Origin of the sequence: Streptomyces sp. NPDC058964 (genome assembly GCF_042741275.1) — a bacterium.
In the GTDB taxonomy this organism is placed as follows: domain Bacteria; phylum Actinomycetota; class Actinomycetes; order Streptomycetales; family Streptomycetaceae; genus Streptomyces.
In genome coordinates this window covers 1-5,337 of sequence record NZ_JBHYKH010000586.1, presented here as the reverse complement: position 1 = coordinate 5,337, position 5,337 = coordinate 1, and the positions used below count along the sequence as shown (strand labels likewise).

General features: G+C 65.8%; 5 protein-coding genes and 1 pseudogene. 1 reads left to right on the top strand and 5 read right to left on the bottom strand.

Annotation, left to right across the window (positions count from 1 at the left end; genetic code table 11):
• Positions 1-68 precede the first annotated feature (68 nt).
• Positions 69-431, top strand: a pseudogene (locus tag ACFW2E_RS40850) (hypothetical protein); the annotation flags it as partial.
• Positions 432-668: 237 nt separating this feature from the next.
• Here ACFW2E_RS40850 and ACFW2E_RS40845 read toward each other — a convergent pair.
• The 5 genes from ACFW2E_RS40845 to ACFW2E_RS40825 form a co-directional block, all read right to left on the bottom strand.
• On the bottom strand, positions 669-2,144 hold the full coding sequence (locus ACFW2E_RS40845) for a hypothetical protein (protein WP_384475387.1): 1,476 nt from the start codon (positions 2,142-2,144) through the stop codon (positions 669-671).
• A 604-nt stretch (positions 2,145-2,748) separates the two neighbouring features.
• Positions 2,749-3,003 (bottom strand): hypothetical protein, encoded by a 255-nt coding sequence (locus ACFW2E_RS40840; RefSeq protein WP_384475384.1) that lies wholly within the window; start codon positions 3,001-3,003, stop codon positions 2,749-2,751.
• Positions 3,004-4,311: a WD40 repeat domain-containing protein gene (locus ACFW2E_RS40835; RefSeq protein WP_384475390.1), complete on the bottom strand. Its 1,308-nt coding sequence runs from the start codon at positions 4,309-4,311 to the stop codon at positions 3,004-3,006.
• A 21-nt stretch (positions 4,312-4,332) separates the two neighbouring features.
• On the bottom strand, positions 4,333-4,491 hold the full coding sequence (locus tag ACFW2E_RS40830) for a hypothetical protein (protein ID WP_384475381.1): 159 nt from the start codon (positions 4,489-4,491) through the stop codon (positions 4,333-4,335).
• A gap of 475 nt (positions 4,492-4,966) precedes the next feature.
• On the bottom strand, positions 4,967-5,337 hold a 371-nt coding region (locus ACFW2E_RS40825; protein ID WP_384475378.1), incomplete at its 5' end, for an AAA family ATPase.

The window sequence follows — 5,337 nt, the reverse complement described above, 5'->3', positions numbered from 1 at the left end:
GGGTCGTTTGCGGGGGGGGCGTGATTATCGGGCTGTTGGGGCCCGTCTCTGGTGGGGGCGTATCGTGACTCGGTGAGGGGGTTTACACGTTGTTCGCCGAAGCCGTCCTCGCTGCCGACGGGCGCCTGGTGGCCGTCGTCCCCTCCACGGACTACCGCCGGCGTCACGTCCCAGAGGACCGAGCCCCACTGTTCGACCGCCTGCTCGACGCAGCTGACGAAGTGGTACAGCTGCCCTACGCGTCCGCCAGCCAGGAAGCTTTCGACGCAGCCAACGCCGTTTTGCTGGAGCGCGCCGACCGGCTTGTCGCCGTATGGAACGGGGAAGGGCCGAGCGGGAAGGGGGGTGGCACCGCCGACGCGGTCCTCGCCGCCCACGAACGGGGCCTCCCGGTAGATGTGGTGTGGCCGGAAGGCGCCGCCCGCAGGTAGGCACAGAGGGACACACGCCGCGACCGGAACAGTCGCCAACATCTCCCGGCTCCCTCAACAGAGTGACTCAGCTGACGAGTTCGAGCATGCTTGGACGGGGCACGTCGAGGACTGCGGTGCCGGCACTGTTCACGCCGGCGGGCTAGATCGATATTGTGTTGGGGGATCCCCTGACAGGCTCAACAGTCTCGGCTATTCACCTTCGGCTGTAACTCGGGTGACCCTCTCAAAACAGCCTCAGCCGCAGTGCCAGCCGGTCTCTTCTTCATGCGCGACAAGTTGTTCGAAGGTCGGGCGCAGTCCGCGGATGAGACTGGTGCACAGGTTCTCCCACGGGAAGGTGCCCAGGCTCTCGTACGGGAGGCCGGTGGCGGGTGTGCGGGTGAAGGCAGGTTCCCAGTCCGAGGAGAAGTGGATGACACCGATCACTGGATCGACGAACCGTCGATAGGACGCGCAATCGGGGAGGGAGGGCGGGGCGTTGTCCTTCCACGTGGGGTTTCTTCTGGATTCTGGAAGTGCTCGTAGAGCCGTTTCATTTTTGGTGCGGATCGTCTCGTACTCTTCCTCGTGCATCATCCCGGGGACAAGCAGGAGCAGGCGCTGGGGCGGGAGAATGCGCATGGCTTCGGAGAGTTCCCACAGTGTTCCGGCACTTGAGCCTAGCGTGAGAGTGACCAGGCGGGACCGCTCCATGAGCTGCCGTACTGGTTGTTGCCAGGATGTTTTCGGCAGATACATGCGCACTGCTCCTGCAAAGGGAAGAATTTCGCCAGGGGCACCGACGGCGACCATGGGCCCGATGGGGCGTAGTGCGTCAGCGATATGTTCTTCCTCATCGCGGCTGGACGTGACCAAGCCGATTAAGCCGCCCGTAGCATCGGACCCCACCTGAAGGTGATCGAGGAGTTGCTTCTGCAGTGCGGTGCGCGCTTTGTCGTCCTCGAATGATCTCAGGTACAGCACGTAGGAGCCGGGGCGGAGAACATTCGGCGAGGCGATCGGTAGTTTGAGATGCCTGCGGCCTCGCAGGAATAGCTTCCGACTCTGATCGAGCGCGGCCACGCCCGTCATCGCCAGAATGGCGAAGAAGCCGCTCGTCGACGAGACAGGAGTCGTCAGGAGGTGGTGAGTTCCCCAGAATGACAGTCCGAGAGCCACTAGGCAGCAGAGCCAACCGGCCAGCCACATCACGCCCCCCTTGAACGGGGACTGACCGGGAAGGAGGGCGTAACGAGGGCTCTGTTGTGCGTCGTCCTTGGCCCCCGGGGTCCGTGCCCGGGCGCGCGTTCCGCTCTCGCCGGCGTGGTGGCGGCTCTGCTGGACCGGCTGGCCGGAGTCGACCTGCAGGTTTACGGCTGGCTTCGCGGCAACTTGCGTTGGCTTCGGCGGAGTGGTGAGCGGGTAGGGGAAACTCCAGGAGCCCTGCCAGGACAGCTTTTTGCCGTACGGGACGGCCCAGAAGATGCCTGCCGTAGAGATTGAGAGTGCTAGGAGAATCCACCACCACCCCGCAGGGTCGGCGCCGGTATTTCGGGGAAGGGAAAGCAGGATGCGGGTGGCCAGAGCAATCAGCAGGACGGGCAGGAGCACCTGCAGCAGCACACCGGCCAACTGAAGGCGGGTCCTGTAGCGCGCCAGAAATACCAGCAGCGCATGTCCTATCAAAAGACCATAGAAATAACTGTGTGCAACGCCCAGAGTGGCGAACAATAAGAAGGTGAGGGGAAACCGCAGACTGCGGCCCGGTCGGAAGGGAGTCCTGGGCGGCGCATGGAAGAGGGTCCTGGGCAGCGCGGGGATCTGTATGACCCAAGCCGTCAAGATTCCGAGGACGTAGCCTGGCGCAGGGATCACATCGGTGAGCCTGAGTCCCCCCGCACCAGCGAGAGTGCTGCAACAACTGACGCCCAATGTTCCTCCCCGTGCCGGATCTGCTGCTGTGGCAAGAGTTCGTTGGTCCGGCAACTCTCCCCACTGACGATGTGTGCCACCCCACCCAACTCATTGTCTGCTGAACGACACTTGGGCGGGCATCCACGACGATGCCATCTCACGGCCCTGCGGTTCCACGCACGGCGCAGAATGGGGCGCGTGGGGACACTGCCTTTCGGCCGGAGGAGTCTTCGCGTGTGTACGCCCACGGGCACGCGCCAGGAGCTTTGACTTCCTCCTCCACGTGAACGAAGGGGATTCCTCTGTGAGGGGGTTCGGCCGGTCGCCCGGTCTACGGGTTCCTGCTTCACAGACCGACCGGTGTCGAGGTCTCCACAGGCTGAGACCGCATGTCCTGCGGCCTTGATGTTCTTCGCCGCGTTTACGTCGGCGTGGTCGCGGTGTCCGCAGCCTGCGGTAGATAATGAGATGACTGATGTGGTTTGTTATGTTTGTGCCAGACAGGGAACAGGGCATCGAGGACGGCCCGGGCCACGGAACCGTCTCGCCAGAACGTGTCGATCGCCACGAAGACCGTCGTGTTGAGGGTGAGGAAGAACGCGGCGGTCAAGCACCGGCGCAAACTGACCCAGTCGGCCATCTCCAAACACAGCTTGTACTGCTCCAGGATCACCAACTACTGACGCGATTCTCCGGAAGATTCCCTGCCCGACTGGACCAGCAGGCGGAAGGGCGTCTCGTAGAGGAGGAGCACACCGGGCATATGAGGAACTGCGGGTTCGTCGTAGTACCAGTTCGACAGTTCGAAGCGAGGCATGTGTTTGATGGCGTCCGGTGCAGTCGCCGGTCGGCCGGTTGAAGGAGGATCCCCGTCGGGCGCCTGCCGGTCGGCTTCGAGGCTCTGCTGCATGGCGTAGAGGAAGTCGAAGGTGACGTCGGGACGGAAGAAGAGCTGCGACATGACCGTCGCCCTGAGGTCCGCAGAGTCATGGAGGGCGGAGAAGTCGAGGACTATGGTCTGCCCTTCAGTCGTGAGTCGGAGCAGGCACCCGACGGCGGCGGTTCGGCGGGCCACGCGACGAGATCCATCCGGAGTTGCGGACCACGCCGTCCGAGGCCGAGGGCGAGGACCTGCTGTGTCGGAGCCGTCGGTGCCACAGGTGGCGACTCGGGACGGAGTCACCCAGATCGCGTACCGCACTTGAGCTCCCTCGTGCCGGCCGAGCGTCAACGGTTGCCAGTGCTCCGCGCGGCGTCTGAGTACCACGGCTCCGTCCGCGCCACCGGTCACCAGATCGCCGCCAGGGCCCACTGCGACCGTCCGGGCGGCTCGTCCCGGCCCGTCCGTCACGAGCAGGGGCTCACCCGTGCCGGACTCCCACAGATGGAGCCGACCGGAGTCGCTGACCGAGGCGACGAAGGATCCGTCGGCGGCGGCCGCACACCCCCGGACGGCCCTGCTGTCACCGGCGTATCGCAGGCGTTCGGAGCAGAGAGAGACGTCCCAGACTCGGCATACCCCGTCAAGTCCCGCGGTCACGATGACACCGGTCGGAAGCCCGGCCAGTCCCCAGATCTGAGCGCCGTGCGTGCCGACGCGGGCCGGGTCCGACCTTTGTCCAAGCGGGTCTTCGGCACATAGGACGACGCCCTCCTCGCCTGCTGCCAGCACCAGATCGTCTTCGCGCTGGAGCAGCAGCACGGAGATTCCGGGGTGCGCTACGACAGAGCCGGTCTCCTGGCCGGTGACGATGTCCCAGGACCTCGCCGTCCCGTCCACCGAGGCGGTGCGCGACGTGGTGCCGTCGGGAGTGAAGGCGCACTGCTGAACCAGGCTGGTGTGACCACCGAGGACGGAACCGGTGGCACTGCCGACATCCCAGAGGCAGACCCGCCCGTCTCCCGAAGCGGACGCGATGGCTTCGCCGTCCGTGGAGAAGACGCAGTTGACGGTCATGGCGGTGTGGGCGTCGAGGACACCCAGACTGCGCAGGTCGGGAAGTTCTCAGAGCTGGACGCGGCCGTCGTCGCCGGCCGCGGCGAGGAGGGAGCCGTCATTGGTGAGGGCGCAGTCCACGACCGGCTCGGCTGAGGCATGAATCGGGGTGCCGACGCCGGTGGTGAGGTCCCAGACGACGACATGTCCGTCGGGCGGCGCACCCACAAGTCGCCTTCCCGCCCGCCGTAGGCCAGTACGGTTCCGTCCGGCTGAGGGCACCACAGATCAGCGGTTGTGGTGCCGAGCCCACCTCACCGAGCGGTCGAAGGTCGGGCAGTGCCCACAGGCGGATCTGCCCGTCCGCCCCGAAGGTCAGCGCCGCGCTTACGTCCGGAAGGACGACGCAGGCGGTGCACGAAGGCTGGTGCGCGGCGACTGCTGCGACCTGATGGCCCGTACGGACCTCCCACACGTGCAGGGTCCCTGCCGGGTTGCCGGTCGCGGCCAGCACGAACCTACCGTCGGGGGTTGCGGTGCACGCCTGTGGAGCCGTCGGCATGCAAATAGCACTTGACCTGCCGCCCCTTCCGTCAGTGGGTCGAGGTTCATGATCTGGGCGCGGGGTCCCCAGGTGTTTGTGGTGGTGTTGCGGCTGGTGATCAGAAGCAGTCCGGCGCCGTCGGGGGCGCAGCCAGCCGCGCTAGGCGGCAACGGGTTCGCTTGAGGGGCTGATCCGGGTCGGTGTGTCGACGTTGTCCACAACGATCACCCAGCCCTCTGCTCGGGCGAGGTGGTCCCAGACGGTGTCGACGAGCACAGCACGCCCCGTCTGTGCTTCGGTCAGTTGGTGGTCGCTCAGGCCGAGGGTCTGGGCGATGGTGGTGAGGTCGTCGGCGAGCTGTTCGGGGTTGTCCTGCCAGCGGATCCAGAAGACGGTGTGCCCGTCCTGCTGGGCCTGTTGGGCGGCTTGGGCGGCGAGGGTGGTCTTGCCCAGGCCGCCGGCTCCGCAGATCACCGCCATGCCGCCGTCCCGCCCGCGGTGCCTGCGGTGCAGGTTGATGAGTTCCTCGT